Raw genomic sequence first — 24,264 nt, 5'->3', positions numbered from 1 at the left:
ACCATAATCACAAGTTGTGGCAGCGAGCGAGGGCCTGTCTCGCTAACGGTGTTTCCGGCGATCTTGGTTAGTAGGTTTCAGCGGCTGGGAAGCGGTCGCTGAAGGTGATGGCGAAGGCGTTCAGGGCGGGTTTCCAGCGCGTCGTCCATCGGGTTCTTCCTGCTCCGGTGGGGTCCAGGGATCGGGTCACCAGGTACAGACACTTCAACGCGGCCTGCTCGTTGGGGAAGTGGCCGCGGGCCTTCACCGCCCGGCGGTAGCGGGCGTTGAGCGACTCGATCGCGTTCGTGGAGCAGATGACGGTGCGGATCTCCACGTCGTAGTCGAGGAACGGGATGAACTCCGCCCAGGCGTTGTCCCACAGCCGGATCACCGCCGGATACCGCCCGCCCCACTTCTCGGCTAGGTCGTCGAACGCGGCCCTGGCCGCTTGGGCGTTGACGGCGGTGTAGATCGGTTTGATGTCGTGCTTCAGCGCGTCCCAGTACTTGCGTGAGGTGAGCCGGAAGGTGTTGCGGATCAGATGGATGATGCAGGTCTGCACCACCGTGCGGGGCCACACGTTCGTCACGACCTCTGGCAGGCCTTTGAGCCCGTCGCAGACGAGGAAGAACACGTCCTTCACGCCTCGGTTGCGCAGGTCGGTCAGCACACTCATCCAGAACTTCGCGCCCTCACCACCGGTGCCGGCCCACAGCCCGAGGATGTCTTTCTCCCCGTCGAGGGTGACCCCGATCGCTGCGTAGAACGGCCGGTTCGCGACCTGCCCATCCCGAACTTTGACCACGATCGCGTCGATGAACACCGCCGCGTAAATCTCGTCCAACGGCCGGTGCGACCAGTCGGTCATTTCCTCGATCACCTTGTCGGTGATCCGCGAGATCGTCTCCTTACTGACTGAAGCCCCATAGATCTCGGCGAAGTGGGCCGAGATCTCGCCCGTGGTCAGCCCTTTGGCATACAGCGACAACACGACCTCGTCGACCCCGGACAGGCGGCGCTGCCGCTTACGGACGATCTGCGGCTCGAACGTGCCCGCCCGATCCCGCGGCACATCGATGGGAACCGGCCCGGACGCGTCGGTCAGCACCGTTTTCGGCCTGGTTCCGTTGCGGATGTTGCCCGCACCGGCGCCGGCCGGATCGTGTTTCTCGTAGCCGAGGTGATCGGTCATCTCCTCGTTCAACGCGGTCTCCAGGACCGTCTTGGTCAACTGCTTCAACAGCCCATCCGGGCCGGTCAGCGACAGGCCCTGTTCCTTCGCCGCCCGGACCAGCTCGGCTGCGGCTTTCGCCTCGGCCGACGGCTCGGGCCGCTTCTTGCGTCCGGTCTGGTTGTTCAGTGTCGCGGTCATCACGGCACCCTCCTCACCAGGCACAACGCCCGGCAGGTCAGGCCGGAAACACCCTTAGATCCACAGACCCGCGAGCGAAGACACGCATCGAGGTACGCGTATGGGTGGTGCATCGATGACGGCAACCGTGACGGCAACGCGGGCCGACCACGAGCAACCTGTACGACCACCCGTCACCCTCCGGCTTCGTAGCCACTCCGTCGCACCATCGAAAATGCGATCTCGTTGGCCTCAACCTCTCATAATCCGCCTTGATCCTGAAATACCGCCATCCGATCTCTGCGGCTCAACGCACTACCTCAAAGCACTCAACCGATAACCGTCGACAAGTAGGCGAACCGCCTTCATAAGTTGAAGCCGATCATCCAACTCCCGAAGCGCTAGGAACGAGTCGCGCCGGATGTCCAGCAGCGACACCGTGGCTTCTCCGTCTCGTTCCACAAACCAGAGATGACATCGCCATGTCTCAGGAAGAGCGACTGAGCCGCCATTTTTAATAGTTGGAATCACGATTGCGTTTGTACTCTCACCCACCTGGGAGATGAGAGCCGCTTCGGAGCTCCATGTGGCCGACGATCCGTCCACCTTAGCCTCAGCATGCAACCTGACCAGCACAGATACGGGGGCTAGCCTGACACTGAAGGAGGGGTCATCAACTGCTATCGTTAACTGCTGACGAATTTCCGATGAGCTCACAACCGGATCCATGTCAGTCCCAGAACCCATCGCTCGGCATCTGTCGCTGGTATTCATCGATGCGCACCCGCATCCCCGGAGTAATAGTACTGTTTGGGTCATTCATACGCCGCTGAAGCTCTGCAATTCTGTGGTGACCGTTCATAATCGTTCCATCTCTCGTGACTAGCACGGCACCGCCATCCGCCGGATTATTGAATGACCTCAGGAGATCTTCGTCGCTAAGCTGCCGAAGGCTAGCCGCCTTGTTGGGATCGATCCCGTGGATCGGCTTTAGATCACCCAACTCGCTCGCCGCGCGTGTTCCGCACCCTGTGTTGTGCACGAGGACGGGCGTGTTGCCGGCCATCACATAGTACGTGTGGATGTCGGCAACGGTTAGGTCACGCATGGCGCGCGAGCCGGCGTAGTTGTCAACGCCTGTCACCCGAACGACTGCACCACCGTTGGAAAGGAGTCCTTCGCCCGGACGCAGGTCCTTCGCTTCTATCCAGTCGCTGCGGTCGATGCTCCAGAACGGATGGTTTTGGGTCGTCTCCAGAACTTCTACGGGCTGGCTCGCCGGTTGAACAGTGACGTTGGCGAGGTCGGTGTCTTGGTTCAGGTGGAGCTGTTCGACCTGCTCGGTGTCGGTCTCACCGGTTTCTGGATCGTACGCGAGTACTTCGTCGCCGATTTTGACGTCGCCGATCGGGCGGGTCGTGCCATCGGCGAGGAGGACTAGTGTCTGTGGGGCGAAGCTGTGACAGCCGCTTCCGGGCACGGGTTTGCCGCTCGACATGCCGGCGCTGCGGGACGCGTTGGTGCTCACGCTGCCGGCAATTCTGGCGGCGACGACGGTGACGAGGGCACGGCCGGCGGCCACCAATATTTCAGATATGACCATGCCAAGCGCAATCTCACCGGCGTGCATCATTGATTCGGGGCACTTTGCGACGCCGCAGTCCCACTCCCAGCCGTACTGGTTGAGGCAGCTGGTGTAGTCCGAGAACTTGCCGGCGCAGAGGATCTGAATCTCGGCTTTGATTGGGTCGTAGTCTTGCTCAATCACTGCCATGCGATACGTAAGGCAGTCGCCTTTGTGAGCCTTGCAGTTGATGTTGTCGTCGGTGTAGGTCGCGAGGAAGACACCCTTGGCTGCAAGACGTGCCGCCTTTTCGTTGCCGCCGCCAGGGGGTGAGGGGTTTGCCGCCTCTTCTTCTTCTCTTTCTTGGTCGATTCGCTGGCCGCCGCCCGGGTCGAGGCCGCTGGGGTCGGAGAGGGTGATGGGGCTGTTGTTGGCGTAGGAGTAGCCGTTCCAGTGCTGTGGGTCGGTCAGGTCCATGAGCGGGTCGACTGAGATGAAGCGGCCCAGTGTTCGGTCGTACTGTCGGGCGCCGATGTTGATCAGGCCGGTGGGGTCGTTGTCGCCGCCGACGAAGCCCTTGCTGTTGGGCCAGGTGGGGTTCGTTCCGCGTGGGGTGCCGTAGGGGGTTTGCCTACGGATGTCCACTGTTTGGGTGCCGGCGTTGACGGCGACCTGTTGGGTACCTTGGTGGTCACTGTAGAGCCAGGTCAGATCGGTGACCGCCGACCCCGCAGTGCGGCTGGCAATGGTCGTGCCGGCGAAGTCGTAGTAGCGGGTGCCGGTCGCTACGCCGCCCTGGAAGCGAATCTCCTGGCCGGGGAGGTACAGGGTGGTGCCGGTGGTGTCTTTGCGGATGAGCCTTACACCGTCGGTGTCATAGATGTTGGTCTCGATGGGGTTCCCGGCGACGCTGACGGTGGCGAGCTTGCCTTCGGCATCCCAGCCGAGGATGTGGTTGTTGGCGCTGGTGAAGCAGTTGTTGCTGGCGCGGTTGAAGCTGGGCCGGCAGGTAGTGTTGCCTGACTTGTCGTATTCGTACTTGTTGCTGGTGGTCGTCCGATCAGGGTTTACGGTCTTCACGTTGGTGACGGCGTGGGGTCGTACGACTCCCGGGCCACCGTCGGGCACGGTATAGCTGCGGGTGGTTTTTCCGCTGCTGTCGTTGCTGGTTTCGGTGCGCCGGCTGCCGGTGTCGGTGAAGGTCCAGTCCAGCCAGTACGGTGCCGGCCCGCCGAGGTTGGCGAGGACGGGATCGACGTCGCAGGAAACGCCGGCCTTCGGGGTCCAGGCGGTCGTCAAGCGCCCCAGGGCGTCGTCGCGGAAGCATTGAGCGTCCGCCTCACCGACCTGTGGGCTGTCGGTGATCGACTCGAGGTTGCCGGCGTCCTGGTAGGAGTAGCGGCGGTCCGAGACCGTGCCGGCAACCGTCGAGCGCTCGATGATGGTCCGGTCGACGCGGCGGGTTGCCCCATCGCGGTAGACGGTGTCCTGGGTGAAGTTGCCGCTCCCGGGGATTTTGTAGATCGAACCGCTACGTTCGCCGTACGCGGTGTAACTGGCGGTCGCAATGGTGCCCACGAAGCCGGTGAGGCTGGTGTCGAGGCGCACGGGCATGCCGGTCGTGGAGTCGTAGTCGGTGGTCAGCTGCTCGTTGACGAGGCCGCCGCCAGCCGGGTAGGCGATTTTCGTGGGGGCGCCGGTGAACTGGGAGTAGCTGTACCCGAAGCCGTAGGTGTCGCCGAGGTCGGAGTTCCACGGCATCACGTAGTCGACGCCGGTCGGTTGGTAGCGCTCGTTGAAGTTGCCGACGTGCCACTCGTACTTGCTGGCGGTGCCGGCGGAATCGTAGTCGTAGCGGATCTTCTGGGTGAGCTGCCCTTTGAATCTGGGGTTCGGCTCGCCGTAGAGGGTGTCGTATTTCCACTCGGAGCGCAGGCGTCCGGAGGCGGAGTCGTCGCGGAGTTGTGTCTTGCGGCCCAGTTGGTCGTAGACGTACCAGAGTGCCTCGCCGCGGGCGTCGACTGTCTGCTTCAACGCGTTGTCGTCGTAGAAGGCGCTGGTCGTGGTGCCCTTGTCCGGGTCGGTAGTGCGCCAGAGGCGGCCCTTGGCGTCGTACTCGTTGATCCACTCGTTTCCGGCGGAGTCGGTGTTCTTCGTCGCCTGGCCCTTGCGGTTGAAGGCGTAGGTGCTTTCCAGGTAAGGGCCGTTGACGCCGGAGGGCGTGGTGTGTTGCCGAAGTCCGACGGTGCGGCCCTCGACGTCGGTGACGGTGGTGGTGGGAGTGCCACCCTCCGGCGGGGTGACCTTGGTCAGGTCACCCTCGTAGCTGCTGACGGTGCGCCACTTCTCCAGCAGATTCGTGACGTTGTCGCCGGCCAGGAAGATGCTGTTCGTGGGGCGGGACGCCTGGTCGTAGACGGTCCGGGACACCGCGGGTACGGACCAGTCCGGTTCCGACCAGAGGACGCCTGACGGGGCGCCGGGCTCGGCGTGGGCGGCGTAGCTTGCCGCCTCGCGCCCGTACGCGTCGTAGAGGGTGTCGGTGACGACCCGGTCGCTGCCGCCGCCCAGCGACGGCGACTGGGTTTGCCGCGGACGCAGCAGTCCGTCGAGGATCTGCTGCGAGGTGACGTAGACGCCGTCGGCGTTCAGGGTCTTCGACGTGACGTAGGGGTAGCTGTCGCGTCCCGCAGCGAACGTGTAGGTGTACTGCGCCGAGGGTGTGTTCGGGTTCGCGGCGCTGGTCCACCCCAGGGTCCATACCTTGGCCACGCGGCCGAGCGCGTCGTACTGGACTGTTGAGGTGACGTTCGCGTTGGGGTCGGTGGTCTGTGTGGTCGAGCCCCAGTAGGGGTTCGTCTGCACCGTCGACGACCAGTTCAGCTGGTTGGTGCTGGTGACCCGGGTGATGGGTCCGCCGACGGCGGGGGTGTATGCGGTGGTGGTGATGTTGCCCTTGATGTCGGTCGAGGTCAGTTGCTTGCCGGCGACGTCGTAGGTGGCCTGGGAGGTCGTCTGCCACGTCGTCCCGGTGCCGGACGTCCAGTCCTTGAGCTGCTCGGTCTTGGTCCCGGAGCCGAACGTGGGTGCGGTGTCGGCGCTGGTCGCGCCGTCGTAGTAGACGCGGGCGTCGGAGATGACGTCATCGACACTGGTGGGGGCGGTACCGCAGGCCAAGGCGGTGGTCGTGGTCTGCTTGACCAGCTGTGTGAGGTTCTTGCCCAGATTCTGGTTGTAGGTGTACGTGGTGCACTTCTCGTCGCCGGCCTTCAAGTATTCGCCGTCGTCCTGCGACCACTTGACTGTGCCGTACGTGTGGTCGTAATCGCTCGTCCGGCGCGAGGTGCGCCACCCTCGGGAACCATCGACGCCCAGCGCGGTGCCGGCGTAGGTCGCCTGGGTCTTGACGAACCGCGCTTCAACAAGATCGCCGTTGATGGTGCGGCTCGCGGTAGGGTTCGACCGCCAAGGCACGTTCACCGTCTTCGACACCGGCTTGGTGTCGACGCCGTTAAAGACGACCTGCTCGCGGATCTGCCCGGCGAACTGGTCCTCGTCGTAGACGGTCTCCGAGCCTAGCGACGCTGGCACGGGCACGCTGCGGGTACCGCCCGATGGGCTGAGCTTGTCACCGTGCATGCCGCGCAGGAACGTCGTTTCGGTCAACGTCTGCGGGTTGCCGCTGTCCCCGACCCGGGTGTTGACCTTGTCGTAGCCGCGCCACTGTCCCCACGTCTTGCGCTCCGGCCTGGTCAGGCCGTCATCATCGTCGAAGTGCCACGCCGGGGAACCGGGATAGTCATACCAGGTGTGCGTGGTCGGCGACTTCCCCTTGGGAAGCTGCACGTCGTCCTGGGCCACGTGCTCGACGCGGTACTTGTGCCACCACTCGGTGACCAGCGTGTTGCCCGTCGGGTCCTGCGGGTCGGGCACCTTCACGGGGTAGCAGCGCCGGGTGTTGCTGTGCGGCGCCAGCGCGGCGACGATGGCGGCGGTGCACTCGGCCGGCGAGTAGTCGACCTTGATGCGGGCGCCGGTCTCCGTGACGATGCTCGACAGGCGGAGCCAGTTGTCGGTGGGACTGTGCTCGGTGTACACCCGGTTCGGTTTTGACTCCGCACCGAAAGTCACCTGCGGGAGGTTGATGGCGGTGGTGCCGACCAGGCCCGCGTGGTCGATGCGGTCCAGCCACAGGCCCTCGTGGGTGGAGTCGGCCGTCGCCGAGAAGGTGTGCCCCAGGGTCCAGGACTCGACGGGCTGCCAGTCCGGGGTTGATTTGGTGGTGTCCCACACCTGGGTGGTGACCGTCTTCAGCCGCTTGGTGGTCCAGAACGTCGGCGTGTACTGCTGCGGGCAGGACGTGGCCGATGCCTTGCAGTCCTGGTCCCAGGGGGTGTCCTTCCAACTCGCGGTCACCGGGGCGGCCTCGGTGCCACAGGTGGTGAAGCAGCGCATGTCCGTGGTGAACAGGACCTGCGCGTACGGGGTGGTGCTGCGTTCGGTGACGCCGTGCGTCGCAGAGGTTCGGTCGTAGGTGCCGTAGTCGATGCGGGTGAGGTAGCCGGCCCGGTCATAGGTCACGTCGTCGGAGTCGGTGACGTTGCGGGCGTACTTGTTGGTCTCCTTGCCGTACCAGAGCGACATGGTGTTACCGCGCACGTCGACGACGTAGTCCAGGTTCCACCGCCACGCCTGCACGCAGTCCGATCCGGCGAACGTGCCCTTCGCGCACGGCTCATCGGTGTGGTTGCCGAACACCGGCACCGTGAGGGTGGAGTTCGTTACGGTCGTCTGGCCGGGCAGGTTGTGCCGGCCGAAGAAGTACTGGGTGCCATCGGTGGTGGTCACCTTCCAGTACTCACCCACGTCACCGTAAGCCGGGTCGCCGCTGTCGCCGTTGGTCGCACCGGTCAGCTTCTCGATCTTCGAGCCGTCCTCAACGCGGGAGTGCCAGCCCTTACCAGCCTGGTAGATGAGCTCGCCACCGCTGCCGTTGAGGCTCATCGTGGCGTTGTCGGAGCGCCAGCACTGGTCGCCGGTCCTCGTAGTGTTGGTCGCCCCGTTCTTCATGTCCTCGGCACAGGGCACGTACCGCCGCTCGATGAAACCGGACGAATAGTCGAAGCCCTCGCCGATCCACGACGGCTGATTGTTCGTCACCTCCGACCGGCCGTCGACAGTGGATGACGAGTAGCTCAGGGCGACCGACGGGGCCGGGCCGGTCGCCGGCGGCATGCGCAGCGGGTAGTTCCACGAGAAGTCACCAGCGCTACCGCCGCTGGACCAGGTGGACGAGGGGGCGAGGCTGGTCGCGCCGAAGTCACCGTCGGCCCCGGCAGACGCAGCGGCCAGCATGAGAAAGGAGCCGGATGGCGCAGTGGCCGACGCGACGCTCACGTCCGCGGTGGCGATTCCGGCGTTGGCGTCGTTCACGGTGTGCAGCGGCAACGACCGGCAGCTAGGGCTGGTGGGGTTGCTCATCGCGCACTGCGGCACCTGCCACAGACGCAGACGCGACGCCCAGGACCCACCGGCCGCGTACCGGAAGGAGTCGTAGTTGACCGACACCTTCGCCACACCGGTCGGTGCGCCCTGCGGGGCGGTCACCTGCAGCATGAGGCCGTCGCGCCACGCCTGCGGGAGGGTTGCCCGGTCCACGATCTTCACGTCGAGTTGGACCAGCGGCTCGCCGGCCTTGCCGGCGCCCCGCTCGACCCAGACCGGCAGCGAGCCGGCCCGCACGCCGCGGCTGCTGGCCGCACGGGCTCTGGCCGCACGGGCTGAGGTCGCGGCGAGGTCGACCCGCGCGGCCGCCGCAGCGGGCCATTTCGCTGCCGGTGAGGGGGCGGAGGTCACCCTGTTCTGCTGCCAGGCTTTGCCACCGGTTACCGGGCCGCCGTCGCGGTCGAGCTTCTCCGCGGGCGGCTTCGACGGCTGGCGCGGTGCCGCCGCCTGCGCCGGCACGTACGGCACCAGGGACAGCACCAAAGTAGCGATCACCGACCCGACCAACGGCCAGCGCCGGCCGTTCGTACCGTGAAGACGCCGGCGGACCCGCCGTGGGCCGCGCACAGACCGTGCCGACATGAACTGTTCCTCTCCGACGACCACTACAAAGCTTTGGGGGAATTCGACAGGAGCGACCGGCTGTTGCCAGACCGGCGGACCTCGACCTCTCCTGCTCGGCCTGGCGGGGCCAGGCCGAGCGGGAGATGGTTTACGGCCGGGTCACCGGTGCCATATGACGGTTCCGCCGGGGTCGAGGAGCACCAAGTCGCCGTTGTCTCGCAGCACTAGTTGGCTCGCGTTCGAGCCACGGGTGTTGGTGTGCCACACCGGCGTGCCATCCCGGCTGTAGACAACCAAGTTGCCGTCGGTCTGCAGGATGACATGGGCGCCGGGATTGCCCCGGGTTTCGGTGTCCCACAGGGGGAAACCTGCCTGGGTGAGGACGAGGTTGCTGTCGACACCCCGTTCGGGCTGCGCCACCACCTGGGCGAGTTCTGTGCGGGAGCCGTCCACGGATACCGGCTCGGCACAGGCCGCGGCCGGCGCCGATGCCTCGGCCTCCGACCGGGGCGACACCCGTACACGCTGGAGCCGCCCCAGCGGCGGGCACGGAGGCAGGAACGACGAGCGAACTGCCGGTGACAGCAGCGGCTACCCAGGCTGCCAGCCCACGACGGCACCGACGACCCATGCCACACGTCCAATCGATCAAGGAGCAGTGGCAGAGACGATAGGGCTAGCGATCCCTTCGCTTGGTCTCCTTGGGCCGCGCACAGGCTGACCGGCTCCACATCGGACCTCGCTGTCATCGCACGTTATCTATGACAATGCCTCCCTGAGCTTGATTCACTACGCCACGTAACCGATGTCAGTTAAACGTGCCGATCGCGTGATGTGCGTCATAGCCGTATCGGCGGAATCGTGCGGTCCACTGCTCGGCTGACCCTCGGCATCGATGTCGGAATGGGTGTGGCCGCCTAGTACTCCAACGTCATTTGGTGTCGGCGTACCGGCTCCGGTGCAGAGACAGGTACGGCTTGACGACAAAGTTGCATCGGGAGCGGGCCCCTTGCCGATGGTCGACTGCCTCGACGGCTGCGGGACTGACCGACAGGCCCAGTCAGTGACGTTGCGTAACGAGCGACCACCCAACACGGCGCGGCGCTCGGCTTCCGCATCTGCCGATGAGCGGATGGTTCGTCGATACCGGCAGTGACATGATCAAACCTATAGCGGACTGTTTACTTCCGGGCCCTCCGCCTTCGACCAGCATGGGCGAGGTTGTACATGTGGCATACGGGGCCGACCCTGTTAATCCTCATCGCCGCCACGGTCTTCCTGGTCCGCCTCGCAAGACCCTGACGACCTGCCTCGACCCCCAGGGAAGATAGTCGATGGGCTATCTTCCCTAGCTAGCCGCGATCCGCCGGCCCTCCCTCCCGTCGGTAGATGTCCCCGAAGGTCGTCCTTGGCTGGGCGTCGAGGAGCGGCCGACCGGCAGTACATAGATCGTCAAGCTGAGCATAGGAGCAAAAGGGTGCACTTGAGGCAGACCATGATCCCCTCCATCGCGGTCGCGGTGGCCATGACAGTGGCGGGATGCGGAGGAGCCACCGAGTCCACCGCGGCGAGCGCTCCGAGCCAAAGCGCCAGCGCGGTCCCATCGACCCCGCCGTCCTCGGCACCCGCAGGGAACAAGCTTGGCGATGCGATTCCCTTTGACGAAAACACCTCGACCATCACGTTCTACGGTTACAAGCACAACGCCACGCAATTCGGAAATCCATCAGACAGTGCCTATGTCTATGGCGCGATCGACCTCAAATACTGCCTCAAAAAACTACCCAAGGGATACTCCGCTGTCTCGATTGGCACCTCAAACTGGGTATTGAAATTCGGGGACGCTTCAATCAAGAGCACTGGCCACGCTGGCAGCAACGGCATGAAGCCCGAGTATCCCGACCGGAAGGAAATCAAGGTCGGGACCTGCGTTCGTGGTTGGCTTGAGTTCAAGGTACCTAAGGACGGAAAGCCGACTGCGGTGGAATATACGCCAGCAGGGGCTCCCGAACCAATCACTTGGACTCCGTGACGTTACCGTTCCAGCACCTGCGGCTGAGCGCCGGCCGAGGCACCCGGCCCGACACGGGCGCGAATCATCGACCTGACCCGGACGACCCCACCTTGAGATTGTTTACTTGGGGCAGGTGTGTTTGGGTACAGTTATTGCGGTTGGGGCAGCAATAACTGTACCCAAACCCCTTCGACTCGACGGGGTAGCAGGACGTGTCCGAGTCGCTCGCCTATGGCTCCCAAATTCGGGTGCCCAGACGCTGCCCAAGATCGGTGCGGGTCCGGCATACTGCCGCGTACCAAGCTCGGAACACCACTCCGTCACTGACGTGAGCGGCGCCCCTCGCAAAAACTCGGGCCGGTGGATCGACCGTGCCTTCAGCCAACCACCGCCCACGGTCGAGAACGACCTGGCGGCGCTGCGCATTCAGCGACGGCGGGGCGGTTTGCCGAGGAAATCATCGACCACGCCTGGTCCTGTACGCCGATCATGCTGTAGCAATCCAACAACGAGCGGGATCCCGACGGCGACGCGACGGGATCGCTGCGGTAATGGCGATGCGGCCGAGCCTGCTGTGCCGCACACTCGCCCGCATGGCCACGTCAGCGAGCAGCGTCGCCGAGCTGACTGGCGAGATGCTAGCCGTGGTGCCGCTCGATGGGCTCAACGAGCTCGATCGAAACAAGCCAACAAGAATCCGACATCGATTGGGCACGATCGTCCCTCACAGATGCCGCCCACCCCGGGCCGGCACGGAGTCGTCGGCGTCGAGACGGTGCCGCGAGAAGGGAGGACCGAGCCTTGTCTCTGCCGAAAAAGGCCGTCGCTGTGGGCGCCGCTGTGGGCATGACCGCAGCCACACTTGCCGTGGCTGCCCCGGCCAGCGCGGCGTCCAACGACATCCTCAACGGCAGCAAAATCGGCGTGGGGGTCATCCACGTTCGGGACGGCAACTACACGCGCGGAAACTACGACACCGTCCTCGCCGCAGGCCACCGTACGAGCGAGTTCTGGGCGAACGCCGCCGCTACTACATCGGTCCCGGCTACTGCGGTTACGAATGGACCCTCACCGGCGGGGAGCTGGCTCCTGACCGACGACAGCCTGGACCCTGGCCAGCACTACATTCCCACCACGGAAACCATCCAAGTGCCCGCGGCGCGTAGCTGACCGACCGATGACCAGGAGGGCACCCAAGCAGGGACCGCGGTGGGGTGTGCGCGAAAGGCCCCACCGCGAGCGGGCGCCGAACCGACCCGGACACCAGCCGCGTCAACCAGGCCGGCTCAGCGCGCCGCGAAAGTGGACGGATCGCCGGCCGCAGCCTTGGTAGTGGACTCGGGCGCGACCGGCGTGAACTCGTGTGGGGCAGTGTGAGGTGGTGGCCGGGTGGCCCCGCCTCCATTAGCGCAAACGGAGGTGCACTCACGCTGATCGGCCGGATCAGGTGGGCAAGTTCCCCGTCACGGCGGACACGCTGCGCCTACAAGGCCGCCGTGGTCTTGCCCAGGAAACCGGCGAGCGTGCCGTAGTCGACGTCTTGTCCCTCCGTGATGTCGACGGTCTTGCGTTCACCGTTTCCCATCGCCCGCAGGAATCCCTTGACCTCGGGGATGTCCGCTGCGTTGAAGACCATGAACGAGACCTTGGACTTGGCCACCGCGATGACGGCCGCGTGATGGCCGTTCTTGAAGTAGTGCGGCTTGCCGTACTGAAGCCGCTCCTCGACACCTGGAATAGTTTCGTCGATCATCGCACGCAGCTTTTCGCATACGTCGATCTGCCACGGCTGCGTCTTGTTGATGTACTGGGTGACGTCGTCGTTCACGGTCTTCCCCTTCATGGTGTCCGTAAAAGGCAGGTGCCTATCGTGCGTGTAGTGGACGAGGGTGGACTGCGCCTGCGCTCTCGCCCTTCATCGTTGGGGACCCCGGGCTCCTGACCCCACCCGACGAGCTTCTCCCCGGCCGGAGCGTAGTTCAGCAAGGCCACTCCCGAATCGAACGCCTGCGTGCCGACCAGTCGGAGGACCGCTGGCTCGTCCGAATCCTCGAAGAGACGCACGCCACCGCCCATCACGACGGGGTAGGTGACCAGCCGCAGTTCGTCGACGAGTTCGTTGCGCAGCAACCATCTGACCAGTGCGAGGTTGCCGTAGATCAGGATGTCGCCGTTTACCTCCGCCTTCAGCCTGGTGATCAGTCCGGCGACGTTGTCGCTGATGACTGTGGTGTTGCTTCACTCGCCCGGGTGCCGGCTGCGCTCGATGACCACCCGTGGCTGGTGGCTGACGACAGGGGCAGGAACGAGCGGCACCGCTCGCCGTGCGCGGGTCATTGGCGGGAGTCCGGGGCTCGGCGTGATTCCGGGCGGGGCATCCGGCTTGGACTCGACCGTGTGGGCGAGGTAGCAGGGATAAACGAACAAGCGAGGTGCTCAAGGGCTTGGGTAGGCCGTGTCATGACGACATGACAGCGCGACTGCCCGACACACCTACGGCCGGCACGTAGAGGGCTTGGACTGGCGATGGGCGCTTGAGACGACGATTTCGTGTTGCTGCGTACCGCGATGAGGACGAAATGGACGGCCGGCCGCGCCGCCACTACCGCCTGTCCCGCGCCGGCGACACCACGCTCAGCGAGGAGACCGATCGGCTGCGCGAAACGTCTGCCGGAACGCGCCTGGCGATTCCGACATGGCCCACCCGCGCCAGGCTGTAGCCCACCGCGATCGGCCTGATCGGGGTCATGACCCGCGTTGTCGCCGCGGGATCCTCCTCAGCGGCCTGACGTACGAGCGCGGGACTCGGGTGTCTCCGTCCACTCACGGACCCCTCTCGCTCCCACTGACTCGACGGCCTCCGCCTGCCTGCTCGACGCCAGGAGCCCGTGGTGAAACGCGGACGGGTCAGCCGCCGCTATCCCGGAAGGAGCGTCCGCGACCCGATGTCCACGACGTCGGGGCCGTCATTATGCGCGATTTGCTGCTATTTATATATTTATAGTAACGAATGGTGTTTCCTTCTGGTCGGGGCCGCGCATCCCCGTGCAGGCTGCCGGTGGGCCAACAGCCCCCTGCCACACGTGGAGAGGAACCCCATGCGCAGAACGCTCTGTGTCGCGATGCTCACCGGCATCGTCGTCGCCTCCGCCGCAGCGACGGGCGCCACCGCAGCCCCCGCTGACGCGACAAGCGGCTACATCGTCGTCCTCCGCGCGGACGCCGACTCGCCGTCCGTCGCGGCCACGCACGCCCGCGCGAACGGCGCGACGGTCGGCTACGTCTACCAGCACGCGCTGCGTGGCTACTCGGCCAAGATGAGCGCCACCGCCGCCGAGCGGATCGCCCGGGATTCGCGAGTGTTGTTCGTGCAGGCTGACGGGGTGGCGACCACCGCGGCGCAGTCGACCCCCACCGGTATCAACCGGGCCGACGCCGAGCTCAGCCCGACCGCGAAGATCAACGGTGTGGACGAGCGGGTGAACGTGGACGTCGCCGTCATCGACACCGGCGTCGATCTGGACCACCCGGACCTGAACGTCTACACCACCGGTGCGAAGAACTGCAGCACCGGGCGCACCGCGGACGACGGCAACGGGCACGGTACCCACGTCGCCGGCACCATCGGCGCGCTGGACAACAGCACCGGTGTGGTCGGCGTCGCCCCGGGCGCCCGGATCTGGCCCGTGCGGGTATTGAGCAACTCGGGCAGCGGCAGCTTCTCTGACATCATCTGCGGCATCGACTACGTGACCGCGAACGCGGACAAGATCGAGGTAGCCAACATGAGCCTCGGCGGCTCCGGCTCCGACAGCGCCTGTGGCAGCAACAAGGACGCCATGCACGAGGCGATCTGCCGCTCGGTCGCCGCCGGTGTCACGTACGTCGTCGCGGCCGGCAACAGCTCCGCTGACTCCAGCACGTTCGTGCCCGCCGCGTACGACGAGGTGATCACCGTCAGCGCCCTCGCCGACTTCAACGGCCTTCCCGGCGGCGGTGCCTCCGCCACCTGCCGCAGCGACGTCGACGACACCCTCGCCGACTTCTCCAACTACGGCGCTGACGTCGACCTCATCGCCCCCGGTGTCTGCATCGAGTCGACCTGGAAGGGCGGCGGCTACGACACCATCTCCGGCACCTCGATGGCCAGCCCGCACGTCGCCGGCGGCGCCGCCCTCTACAAGGCCACCCACCCCATCGCCTCGCCCGGCACCGTCAAGTCCGCCCTCCAGGCCGCCGGCACGACGGACTGGAACAACGTCGGCGACCCGGACGGCGTCAAGGAGAAGCTTCTCAACGTCGCCACCTTCTAAGAAAGGCCGGCACCGGCGACGGTGCCGACATCCTCGACCCTTCCCACCCCGACTCCTCGCCGCGCGTCCCGTGCTGCGGGAGCCACGAACCGAGCACCGGCCGCTCCTTGCTCCCCAGCAAGCGGCCGGTGCTTGGCTCATGCCGTGCACGCCCGATCTGACGGCGGCACAGCCGACACCTATCGCCGCCGTCGCCGCAGTGTTGATCTTCCGATTCACATGGTCCGTACCGCGCGTCCGCGGCGGCGCCGCGGCCCTGGGGCTGACGGCCGGCCTGCTCACTGCCCCGGAGGGTGTGGTCAGAACCCGAGCGGGGTGTGGGTATACATCGCCTGGTTGTAGCCGCCTCCGCTGGGTGGTGTCAGGGCGACGGGGAAGACCGCGATCGCGCTCGAGTTGGCGATGGACAGGCCGAGGTACTCGCCCAACATCCGTCCCTGGGTGCTGTTGGCCATGTGTGTGATGGGCATCGGTCCGGCCAGGGCGTCGCGGTACTCCCGCCAGTTGTGGCCGCCGTCCGTGGAGCTCTTGTATTGGACGGTGACGGAGCCGCCGAAGTAGTCGTTGTAGATCATCGCGATGCGTCCGGGCTGGCGTGGGTCGACGGCGATCGAGGGGGCGAACCTGTCGCTGGTGGAACACAGTCCCTGGTCCGGGCAGTTGATCGGTACCACGGTCGGCGGGCCCCAGGTCAGCCCGTCGGTGGAGCTGCTGAAGAGTACGTCGTTGTACTGGCAGGGTGGACTGCTGGCGAGGCATCCGTGCCAGGTGGCGTAGACGCGGCCGGTGCTGTCGACGTCGGCGGAGATGACCGCGACGTCGCGCAGCATGTCTACGTTGCGGGAGAGACCGTGGTGCAGGGATCTTGGGGTGCTCCAGGTGGTGCCGGCACCGTCGATGGTGAAGACGCTGTACCAACCGTTGACACCGTAGGGGATCACCAGGCGGCCGTCCGGGCGGACGACCGGGGCGGTGCCGTTACCCGACGGGCTGACGCTGGGGCCGGACGGGTTGGGAACAGTCACCCACGTCTGCCCCCCATCGACGGAACGGGCCAGTTCGATCCGCCCGTTGAGGCTCAGGTTGGTGATGGTGAGGTAGCAGGTGCCGTAGTGCGGGCTGCTGGTCCAGTTGTCGCACACCACCCATTCCTTGTCCCACGGTTGCCCGTCGTTGCCGATCGCCCAGACCGGAGCGCCCCACGTGCGGCCGTCGGTGGAACGGCTGATGAGTGCCCCGTCGCCCGCCGCGTTGATGGGCAGGGTCGCGATCAGCCAGGCGCCGTGTTTGGCGCTGTACCCGACGACCGGGTCACTCGCGCGCTGGTGGGGACCGCTCTCGGCGCGGGTGATGCCGGGCACGTTGCCGCTGGTCCAGGTGAGGCCGGCGTCGTAGGAAACGGTGAAGCCGATGTTGGTGGCGCCCATCGTGGTGGCCGATCGACCAACCTGGTACGCGGCGACGACGGTCTTGCCCCAGGCGTACGAGTCGGATTCCACCGCCGTCGCGTGCTGCGTATCCGGACCGGTGTACTGGTCGCTGCCGACCAGGTGGCGTCCGGCGGTGTAGGTGCGGCAGCCCAGTCCGACCTCCGATGGGCGGTGGGGGAAGCCGCCGTAGACGTTGACCGCGGCCACGCAGATCGTGTGCGGCCCGGGGGTGGCAGCCGGCAGCGGCTGGTCAAACCCGTGTGCCCCGACATCGGAGCGCCACAGATTCGCGGTGATCGACAGGACCTGCACACCGTCTCGGCGTACCCGAACGCTAGTCGTGGCGCCGGCCGCGTCCTGGTCGGTCGTCCATCCGGACACCCGAACCTCACCGAAACCACCCTCGAGGGCGTCGAAGGCTCCGGTCGGGGCCTGATCAGGGGCTGGCTCCGGATCCTCGAAGCAGATCGGTGGCGGGTTCGGCCTGTCACAGAAGGGTTCGGCCCCCGCTGGCGTTGCGGCGGACAGGGCGCTCAGACAGGCAAGGACAGCCGCGAGTACGGCCGCCACGGATCGTCGACGGACGGGAGCGACACGCATCAGATACCTCCACGAATTGGTTGGCGCTGAGCATCGGGTGCAGCGCTCCCGGACACTGCCGTGAACCCGACCAACCCGCCCGCCAACCTCCGCCCCACCTCGGAGCAACCGCTGGTCACCCACCTGCCACTCGTGGCGGATGTGAAAGGATCGGACCGCGTGGTGGACCGCATTGTGTACCGGCGGGTAATAAGCGATGTCCGGGTGGATGAACCGGTTTTCCTAGGACCGCGAGCGGCCATTCGTGGCGCCCTGCGGGACGTACAACCCTTCAGGAGTTCGTGCACGGCGGCCGCCGCCACTACCTCATCGGCTACGGGGTGGATAACACCGGCGCGTACACCTCGGAGGCGTCGGACGTCGAAGCCACTGCTCGGGGATAACCAGAACCTGCCCAGCGGTGATTCGTAGGGGCCGATGGCCGCCGCCACCGTGGTCGCCAGACGTCCTGCCGAGACGCCATCGTCGTTCCTCCTCGGGTCGGAATGGGCCGGCCGTGTCGCCTTGCTGTCCGTCGATGGACTCCCGTTCCGCCACCTTTCTACTGTGTGGAGCATGGCCGATGGCGAGTACGGAAACGATCCCGTGATGAAAACTGCAGAATCTCGGGAGTCCGGCGGCTCCATCTTCGACGATCTGCGCTGGCTCCGGCATGCCCATGCCGGTTCAGGCGCGGGTACCGGTTCTGCCGGGCCGACAGCCCACGACACGGTGTTCCTGGTCGACTCGTCCGGCCGTGTGGTGGGGACCGCGCACCACAACCCCGAGACAGGCGTCCTGGAGACCGACACCAGGGAGACGATGACGGTCTACCGGACCTCCCATCCGGACATCGTTCCGTTCGTACCAGCCACCGTTCCCGCGGACCTACCCATCCCGCAGCAGGCCGAGGCTCCCAAACACCACCCCGAGCCGGTCGCGCAACCGCAGGAGTCGGGCGAGGAGACGCCAACCACCGATGTCGTCGATCCCAGTGTTTTCCTCTTTCGGGCCACGGGGGAGAACTGGCAGGAGACCGGCTGCGTGAGAGCGGTGGTCTTCCACCACGGCGGCTCGGCCTTCGCTCCGCCGACAGAAATCGTGGTGGGCGTGAACATCGGAGTGCCGCGGCGACTTCGCGACGGTACGCCGGTGACCTGGCAGGAGGCGCAGATCGACTCCGGGGTTGCCGCGCAGGGCGCCGCCGACAAGATCAAGGCACTGCTGAACACCCACGCGATCGTCCCGTCCCAGGTGCAGCCACTGTTTGCCGGGTACATGGGCGGAGCGCTAATGGCCCACGGGATCGGATACCGCCTCAATCAGTGCTGGCCTGGCTGAGCTGCGCGGCCCATTCCGGGCGCGGCCACGTCAGCCACTGCCCCTCACCGGGCACCGGCAGCCGAAAGGCCGGATTGCGGTGCCAACGCCACGATGGTCAGCGGGGCACGTCGATTGAGGCCGGCCACCCTGTCGGCACCAGGCGAAAGCCGGCACGCAGGAGGCCACCACAGGGCGAGCAAGCGACCCGCTCCTCGACAACCACCCATGGCCGGGCCACTGGCGTCGACCAGTGAGTTGGAACGGAGAACCAGGGTAGGACACGGGCTCGCCAGGCTCCGCGGTCGGGAACTCTGAGAGGACGTCAGTCCGCGGGAGATCCAGGAGAACGCCATGTCCGTGATTCACTTCGTTCAGAGAACCACCGCGACGCCGGAGCAGGTTCTTGCCGCACTCACCGACTTCGGACCGGGCCGCTCGGAGGTGTTCGGCAACAGCGCCGACGAGTATCTGACGGTGCACAGCCAGGGCCCTGGCTGGGCTGACGTCACAGAAGGCTCGGGCGGTATCTGGGAGCGTCTGCGCTATGACTGGTCGAACCCCCGCCGCATCACCATGACGACGACCGATTCCAACATCTGGGGCGGCAGGTCAGGTCACACCTATACGTTGCGGCCGGAGCGGGACGGGACGACGGTCCTGGACGTCGTGGTGGTCCGCGAGGGCAAAAACTTCAAGGGCCGATTGACAGGCGTCGTGCTGGGCTCGGTCGGCAAGGGCGTGCTGGGTAAGGCGTTGAAGAACACGGTCGAAGCCATCGAAGCCCGCAGCATGGCCATCGGTGGTTGACCGGACGTTCCGAGGTGCGGGCGTGGCACGGCCGCACCCTCTGGCCAGCCGACGGTGCACGCCTGATCGGTCAGGCGTCGGCTGACACCACGAAGGATCTGCCCTTCCCCCGGTTGCTGGACCACCCCGGCATCGGGCGCCAACTGACCTGGCACCCGCAGGGTCTCTCCCCTGCCGGACTAGGACTGCGGCAACTCCGGTTCCGTCTCTGAATCGACGCCGCCGACGCGGACCACCTGAACGTCGGTAGCCCATTTCGTGCGCTGGGTGCCGCTTACGGTTTGCGCGGCCCGGATTCTTCGCCGGTTCTACCCCGCAGACACCATGCTCAGCCACTCACCATCGCCTCGGTAAACCGGGTCGGGAAGCAGCCCGGCCACGGGAACGGAACCATCCCGCGGGCCGTCACGGAGCGCGCGAGTGCCTCGGGTCCTCGGCCAGGGTGCACACCAGTGCCTCACCCTGGGGTGAGGTCGTCCCGGTTAGGCGAGGGTTTTGGGTATGAAGCGACGCTTGATGATTCTGATGGCCGCGGCAGTACCACTAGCGGCCTCCCTCACGCCCGTAGCTGTCAACGCCGCTACCCGCGACGGCGGCACGACCGCCGCTACCACCTGCGCCGCCGTTCCCGTTTCCGCGCCGTCTGGCACGTCAGTGGTGTCGGTCAAGGCTGTCTCCAAGGCCGGCGGCGACTTCACGTTCCCGTCCACCCCGGGGCTCCCGCAGAATCCGCCGATCAACGCCGTGCCTGCCTGGTGCGACATCACTGTGGTCGTGACCCACCCGGGCGCGAATGACACCGTCACCATCAAGGTCTCGCTCCCCCAGGATGCGAAGAACTGGAACGGACGCTTCCAGGCCACCGGCGGCAGCGCCTACTCCGCCGGCGACCTCAGCGATCTGAGCGTCCCGCTGATCAGCGCGGTCAAGGGCGGATACGTCGGCGCGGCCACCGACGCCGGCGTCAAGGGCGGCCTCGACGCCAGCTGGGGGCTGACCGACGGCAAGATCAACACCGGACTGCTCACCAACTTCGCCTCCCGCTCTGTGCACGACATGGCGGTCATCGGCAAGGACGTGGCCAACAAGTTCTACCAGCGCACGGTGAAGTACTCGTACTTCACCGGCTGCTCGACCGGTGGCCGCCAAGGCTACGCCGAGGCACAGAACTACCCGACGGACTTCCAGGGCATCCTCGCGAACGCGCCGGCGATCGAGTGGAACCGGTTCGAGATCGCCACGCTGTGGTCGCAGGCCGTCTACAACGAAGAGAAGGTCGCCCCGTCGCAGTGCGAACTGGCCGCCTTCAACACCGCCGCAGTCACGGCCTGCGACCCCCTCGACGGTGTCAAGGACGGCGTCATCCACAACCCACAGGACTGTAAGTGGGACGCCCGTCGCCTGGTCGGCAAGAAGGTCGTCTGTGAAGGCGAGGAAATCACCATCACCAAGGCGGTCGCCGACGCGGTCAACAAGATCTGGGCCGGCCCGGTCTCACCGTCCGGCCAGCAGCTCTGGTACGGCCAGAACAAGGGCTCCGCGTTCAACTTCATCGCCAACCCCGGCGCGCCCTTCCCAGTTCCCGACCAGTGGGCCAAGTACTTCGTGACGAAGAACCCGTCGTTCGACAGCACCAAGCTCACCTACACCACATTCACGCAGCTCTTCACCTCGGCGACCAAGCAGTACGACGACATCATCGCCAACAACAACCCGAACCTGTCGACCTTCGGCAAGGCTGGCGGCAAGCTGCTCACCTGGCACGGCCAATCAGACCAGCTGATCCCGACCCAGGGCACGGTCGACTACCGCAAGCACGTCAACGCCGCCCTCGGCGGTAGCCAGCGCGTCGACAACTTCTACCGCCTCTTCCTGCTGCCCGGCGTCGACCACTGCGGAACGCCGCTCTTCAGCACCGGCCCGCTGGTCAACCCGGGCGCCGACCTCGACGCCCTGGTCAACTGGGTGGAAAACGGCCAAGCCCCGGAGACCCTCCCCGCCACGTCCGTAGACGGCACAACCACCAGCAACATCCACCACTACCCTCGGTGACCCGCCACAGCGGCCGCAACAACACCAAGGCGGCGAAGTGTCGCCGCGTCGCGGCCTGAACTGAACCGGATCAACACGGCGGCCCCGGATTGACATCCGGGGCCGCCGCACGAGCTTCACTATCGAGGCGCGAGAGTTACGTTCAGCATCGCGGGTGTCGTGCTGCCCCTGCACGGCCGGCCCGATGACAGTCACAGCTTCCTCGACGTCGTGCCTCTGCTGACGGCTGGCACCAGCAGATTCCTCGTCGATGAGGACCGTGACGTGCTGGTCGGTCTGACCATCACCGGTACCGCCGTCGTCGAATTCCTCCACGCGGCCACGATCGCGATCGTCGGGGAGGTTCCGCTCCGGCGGTTGCGCCACGCGATTCCCGCGTTCCCCACCCGGAGCGACATCTGGCTGCACCTGTTCAACGCGCTGGGCCGGTGAGGCCCAGGGCACCGGCCAGGGGTTCTCCCTGGGGCGACACCCGAGTCCGGTGCGCGACGGTGAGGACCGGACGTCGAACGGCGTCCTGCGCTGCGGAGGAGTAAAGGTCGTGGATTTCAAGCTCGAGGTCATCGTCCTGCCGGTTTCGGACGTGGACCGGGCCAGGGATTTTTACCAGAAGATCGGCTTCCGGCAGGACGTGGACTTTGTCGCCCCGGACGGATTCCGCGTCGTGCACTTCACCCCGCCCGGCTCGGCTTCCTCCCTGATCATCGGGGAGGGGGTGTCCGACGCCGCGCCGGGATCGGTGCAGGGCGTACACCTCGTGGTGGACGATGTCGTCGCCGCCCGGGCGGAGCTGGTCGCCCGTGGGATCGAGGTGAGCGAGGTCTTCCACGACGCCGGTGGCGTGTTCCACCACGCCGGCACCCGCGACCGGGTGACCGGCCCACAGCCTGATCGGCGGTCGTACAGCTCGTTCGCGTCGTTCAGCGACCCGGACGGCAACGGCTTCGTGCTCCAGGAGGTCACCGCACGGCATCCGGGACGTATCACCCACGTTGTCTACGGCTCGGTGCCCGAGGTGGAACAGGCTCTGCGCGACGCCGCTGTGGCGCACGGCCGACACGAGGCGGAACTCGGTCACGAGGACCCGGACTGGGCGAGCTGGTACGCCGACTACATGGCGCGGGCCGCCGGCCTCGGCTCGTGACTCCGGCACGGTCCCTCGCGCTGTCGGCGCGTGAGGGACCGCAGCCCTGAGCAGGCCGTACGCGGGGTTGGTGATCTCAGTCGGTGTACTGTCCGTCGGGGAGGGGTGACGTGCCGGGTAACACCGACAGTTTCGTATTGCGGGGGCGGCGGCGCGAGCGGGAGACGCTCGACCGGCTGCTGCGCGACGTCCGTGCCGGACACAGCCGGGTGCTGGTGCTCCGCGGCGAGGCGGGTGCCGGTAAGAGCGCACTACTGGACTACCTGAGCGAGAACGCTTCGGCCGGTCAGGTCACCCGGGCCGCCGGGGTGGAGCCAGAGTCCGAAATCGCGTACTCGGCACTGCAGCAACTCTGCGCACCGCTGCTCGGTCACCTCGACGCGTTGCCGCAGCCGCAACGAGTCGCCCTCGCCACCGCCTTCGGGCTGAGCCCCGGCGACCCGCCGGAAGGGCTGCTCATCGGCCTCGCTGTGCTCGGTCTGCTCGCGGAGGCCGCGTCGGAACGGCCGCTGGTCTGCATCGTGGACGACGTGCAGTGGATGGACCGGATGTCGGAGGTCATTCTCACCTTCGTCGCCCGCCGGCTGGACGAGGAGTCGATCGCGCTGGTCTTCGCCTCCCGCAGCCCGGGGGACGAACAGATCCTCGGCAGCCTGCCGGAACTGCGCGTCGACGGGTTGCCGGCCGCGGAGGCGCGGGCGCTGTTGGACTCGGTGTTGTCCGGGCCGGTCGACAACCGGGTCCGCGAACGGATCGTCGCCGAGACGCGCGGCAACCCGCTCGCACTGCTCGAACTGCCGCGCGGCCTGACGCCAGCGCAGCTGGCGTTCGGCTTCGGCGGACAGGCCACGACGCCCTTGGTGAACCGGATGGAAGAGGGCTTTCAACGGCGCATCGCCGCGCTTCCGGCGAACACGCGCCGGCTCCTGCTCGCCGCAGCGGTCGAACCGGTGGGTGACGTGACCTTGCTGTGGCGCGCCCTCGATCGGTTGCGGGTCGGGCCCGACGCCGCCGCGCCGGCCGAGGCTGCCGGGCTCGTCGAGTTCGGGGCCCGGGTACGGTTTCGTCACCCGCTGGTGCGTTCGGCCGCCTGGCGGTCGGCCGAGGCCGCGGAGCTGCGTGAGGTGCACCGCGCACTCGCCGAGGCGACCGACCCGGAGCACGATCCCGACCGCCGCGCCTGGCACCGGGCGCACGCCGCCCTCGGCCCGGACGAGGAGGTCGCCGGTGAACTGGAGCGTTCGGCCGGACGGGCGCTCGCCAGGGGCGGCCGGTCCGCCGCCGCGTCCTTCCTTGAGCGCGCCGCCGAGCTGACCCCGGACCCGAAGTCGCGCGCCGCACGCGCGTTGGGCGCCGCGCGGGCCCGACTCGAGGCCGGGGAGCTGAATCAGGTGCCGGATCTGCTGGCGGCGGCTGAGTCGGGTCCACTCGAACCGTTGCAGCAGGCCGGGGTGGAGCGTCTGCGGGCGCAAGCCGCCTTCGCGCTCAACCCCGGCAGGGCCGCCGGGCCGCCACTGCTCGCGGCTGCTCGCCGCCTCGAAAAACTCGATCTCCGTGCGGCGCGGATGACGTACCTCTCGGCGGTGGGTGCCGCCGTGCACGCCGGCCGCCTCGGTGGCGGTGACCTGCGCCGGGC

Annotated in this window: 15 protein-coding genes; 9 read left to right on the top strand and 6 right to left on the bottom strand. The window is 66.6% G+C overall.

Annotated features, from left to right (window positions below; all coding sequences use genetic code 11):
* Positions 1 to 67: 67 nt before the first annotated feature.
* The 3 genes from PSH25_RS04260 to PSH25_RS04250 all read right to left on the bottom strand — a co-directional run bounded on the left by PSH25_RS04260 (position 68) and on the right by PSH25_RS04250 (position 9,482).
* Entirely contained in the window at positions 68 to 1,354 is a 1,287-nt protein-coding gene (locus PSH25_RS04260) for an IS256 family transposase (protein ID WP_238657751.1), read from the bottom strand.
* A 709-nt stretch (positions 1,355 to 2,063) separates the two neighbouring features.
* Positions 2,064 to 8,882 carry a polymorphic toxin-type HINT domain-containing protein gene (locus PSH25_RS04255; RefSeq protein ID WP_238657750.1) on the bottom strand — a complete coding sequence of 2,273 codons (6,819 nt, stop codon included), beginning with the start codon at positions 8,880 to 8,882 and terminating at the stop codon, positions 2,064 to 2,066.
* 243 nt (positions 8,883 to 9,125) lie between these two features.
* On the bottom strand, positions 9,126 to 9,482 hold the full coding sequence (locus PSH25_RS04250) for a hypothetical protein (RefSeq protein WP_238657749.1): 357 nt from the start codon (positions 9,480 to 9,482) through the stop codon (positions 9,126 to 9,128).
* A 961-nt stretch (positions 9,483 to 10,443) separates the two neighbouring features.
* Here PSH25_RS04250 and PSH25_RS04245 point away from each other — a divergent pair.
* Together PSH25_RS04245 and PSH25_RS04240 are read left to right on the top strand one after the other, a co-directional pair.
* Positions 10,444 to 10,998, top strand: a complete 555-nt coding sequence (locus tag PSH25_RS04245) for a DUF4352 domain-containing protein (RefSeq protein WP_238657748.1) — start codon at positions 10,444 to 10,446, stop codon at positions 10,996 to 10,998.
* 828 nt (positions 10,999 to 11,826) lie between these two features.
* On the top strand, positions 11,827 to 12,150 hold the full coding sequence (locus PSH25_RS04240; RefSeq protein WP_238657747.1) for a hypothetical protein: 324 nt from the start codon (positions 11,827 to 11,829) through the stop codon (positions 12,148 to 12,150).
* Positions 12,151 to 12,463: 313 nt separating this feature from the next.
* Here PSH25_RS04240 and PSH25_RS04235 read toward each other — a convergent pair whose 3' ends face one another.
* Together PSH25_RS04235 and PSH25_RS34145 are read right to left on the bottom strand one after the other, a co-directional pair.
* Complete coding sequence (locus PSH25_RS04235; protein ID WP_238657746.1) at positions 12,464 to 12,808, bottom strand: DUF1801 domain-containing protein; 345 nt, start codon at positions 12,806 to 12,808, stop codon at positions 12,464 to 12,466.
* 11 nt (positions 12,809 to 12,819) lie between these two features.
* On the bottom strand, positions 12,820 to 13,179 hold the full coding sequence (locus PSH25_RS34145) for a dihydrofolate reductase family protein (RefSeq protein ID WP_372492715.1): 360 nt from the start codon (positions 13,177 to 13,179) through the stop codon (positions 12,820 to 12,822).
* Between the two features lie 899 nt (positions 13,180 to 14,078).
* Here PSH25_RS34145 and PSH25_RS04230 point away from each other — a divergent pair.
* Positions 14,079 to 15,293: a S8 family peptidase gene (locus PSH25_RS04230; RefSeq protein WP_238657745.1), complete on the top strand. Its 1,215-nt coding sequence runs from the start codon at positions 14,079 to 14,081 to the stop codon at positions 15,291 to 15,293.
* Positions 15,294 to 15,592: 299 nt separating this feature from the next.
* Here the strand turns inward: PSH25_RS04230 and PSH25_RS04225 are convergent, their stop codons facing one another.
* Positions 15,593 to 17,104, bottom strand: a complete 1,512-nt coding sequence (locus PSH25_RS04225; protein ID WP_238657744.1) for a sialidase family protein — start codon at positions 17,102 to 17,104, stop codon at positions 15,593 to 15,595.
* Between the two features lie 774 nt (positions 17,105 to 17,878).
* On the opposite strand from PSH25_RS04225, the gene PSH25_RS04220 reads away from it, so the two are divergent.
* The 6 genes from PSH25_RS04220 to PSH25_RS04195 form a co-directional block, all read left to right on the top strand.
* Positions 17,879 to 18,643: a hypothetical protein gene (locus PSH25_RS04220; protein ID WP_238657743.1), complete on the top strand. Its 765-nt coding sequence runs from the start codon at positions 17,879 to 17,881 to the stop codon at positions 18,641 to 18,643.
* Between the two features lie 333 nt (positions 18,644 to 18,976).
* Positions 18,977 to 19,432: an SRPBCC family protein gene (locus PSH25_RS04215; protein WP_238657742.1), complete on the top strand. Its 456-nt coding sequence runs from the start codon at positions 18,977 to 18,979 to the stop codon at positions 19,430 to 19,432.
* Positions 19,433 to 20,089: 657 nt separating this feature from the next.
* A complete protein-coding gene (locus PSH25_RS04210; RefSeq protein ID WP_238657741.1) occupies positions 20,090 to 21,484 on the top strand; it encodes a tannase/feruloyl esterase family alpha/beta hydrolase in 1,395 nt (464 codons plus the stop codon).
* Between the two features lie 159 nt (positions 21,485 to 21,643).
* Complete coding sequence (locus PSH25_RS04205; RefSeq protein ID WP_238657740.1) at positions 21,644 to 21,916, top strand: hypothetical protein; 273 nt, start codon at positions 21,644 to 21,646, stop codon at positions 21,914 to 21,916.
* A gap of 109 nt (positions 21,917 to 22,025) precedes the next feature.
* Positions 22,026 to 22,628 carry a VOC family protein gene (locus tag PSH25_RS04200; RefSeq protein WP_238657739.1) on the top strand — a complete coding sequence of 201 codons (603 nt, stop codon included), beginning with the start codon at positions 22,026 to 22,028 and terminating at the stop codon, positions 22,626 to 22,628.
* A 110-nt stretch (positions 22,629 to 22,738) separates the two neighbouring features.
* Positions 22,739 to 24,264, top strand: a 1,526-nt coding sequence (locus PSH25_RS04195) for a BREX system ATP-binding domain-containing protein (protein WP_238657738.1), incomplete at its 3' end; no start/stop codon positions are given.

It is taken from the genome of Micromonospora foliorum, from assembly GCF_022229015.1.
GTDB classification, from domain to species: domain Bacteria; phylum Actinomycetota; class Actinomycetes; order Mycobacteriales; family Micromonosporaceae; genus Micromonospora; species Micromonospora foliorum.
This window is presented reverse-complemented; position numbering and strand designations above follow the sequence as displayed.